This is a genomic window from Protofrankia sp. CiP3 (assembly GCF_917627345.1).
Taxonomy (GTDB): domain Bacteria; phylum Actinomycetota; class Actinomycetes; order Frankiales; family Frankiaceae; genus Protofrankia.
Genome location: NZ_CAKJTM010000183.1, coordinates 3,434 through 4,832, shown reverse-complemented (window position 1 = coordinate 4,832; position 1,399 = coordinate 3,434). Strand labels below are relative to the sequence as shown.

The window sequence follows — 1,399 nt, the reverse complement described above, 5'->3', positions numbered from 1 at the left end:
TCAGCTATTTAGCGAAACGGCGGAATCTGCCATCGACGCGATCTTGACAGCCCTTATCTCCATAGAGTGCAGTTCCTTTGGAGGGAGATCTTTTCCGGCTGAGAAGCCGAATATAGCAGATATGCCACCACCTCTAAAAGAGAATATGAAATAAAGAGGGCAAAGCGCGGGTCGGCGCACCCCTCACAGCTATCGGGGCTTCACCCCAGCCCGACAAGGCATGTTCGCTACCGGCTCCGGTTCCAGCGCAGGCTCACGCAGGGACTTGTGGTCAGCCGGCCGACCACCGCCACCCGCTACGCCTAGCAATGATGACCAAGGCTTAATGTCGAAACTGCTGGTCAGGTGCGCTGTGGAGCAGGCACCCGTCACGATACGTCAACTTGACCCGATTTTCACGGCTTTGGCCGACCTAGCCAACTAGAGGATCATGAAGATTGAATCTCGACTGGCGGTATAGCTGTCACCTCGACACCTAATTCCATGATCAGCTCTTGGATGAAGATCTAAAAATAGCCTCAAATACGGACAGAACACCCTTCTTGTCGATGGCGATCTCCCTGCAAATAATCTGCACCCATCTCCATATCCCTCCACCGGAGTTTTTGACGATGTCAGCGACCGGTGTTGCCGTACAAGCTACCGCTTCATGAGTTGAAACTTCCCGATGAACCGCGCCGAGCGACTCTGGCTCAACTCCCGCGAGATGGTCTCCCGCTCCTCGAATGCCAACGTCTCGCGTCGACCCATCCACCATCCATTCTCTCGATGCTACCGATAATAATCCTATCGGAGTGTCGCTACAACCATTGAATCCACCTTCTCTTTCTTCGATCTTTTGTGAAAGAGATCAACTTTGACTAAGCGTAAACAAATTTAAGATCATTAGCAGGCTTTCAGCTTGATTTTTGACCTGCTTGCTTCTCCCTCGTATCCGGCTGTGGGGTTCCAGAACCCCGGTTCGAGCGGTGACCTGCGTGTTTGCTCGCCGGGCAGGGCCCGTGTCGGGCAGGCTGCATGGTCATGGTGTGGTCGCTGCTCTGCGCCCTGACACGCAATACTTTCGGACTGATGTTGCTCAGCGTGCACGGCGACACCGCGAAAGACGCGGAGCTCCTCATCCTGATCCTGCGACATCCGCTGGCAGTGTTACGACGGCACGCGAACCGTCCGATGCTGCAACCGGCGGATTGGGTGACCCTCGCCGCCCTGTCCCGGCCGCTACCCCGAGCCCGCTGAAGTTCGTTCGTCGTCACCCCGCCACCGTGCCGCGTGGGCACCATGATCTCCTTGCACGAACATGGACTAAGAGAGCATCTCGTTCATTTTTGCGATGGTTCAGTCCGATTTCTGGCGGTAGTGAGGCGGGGCAGAGTCGAACCGTCCCGCGTCAGAGCCG

Annotated in this window: 1 protein-coding gene; it reads left to right on the top strand. The window is 56.0% G+C overall.

The window, feature by feature from the left end; genetic code table 11:
* Nucleotides 1-1,017: 1,017 nt before the first annotated feature.
* Nucleotides 1,018-1,239: a hypothetical protein gene (locus MJ797_RS25730; protein ID WP_239342195.1), complete on the top strand. Its 222-nt coding sequence runs from the start codon at nt 1,018-1,020 to the stop codon at nt 1,237-1,239.
* The last annotated feature ends 160 nt before the right edge of the window (nt 1,240-1,399 follow it).

What these genes read in the sequence shown, in the direction of transcription:
- MJ797_RS25730 (WP_239342195.1), top strand. Translation starts at nt 1,018, where the DNA reads ATGGTCATGGTGTGGTCGCTGCTCTGCGCCCTGACACGCAATACTTTC.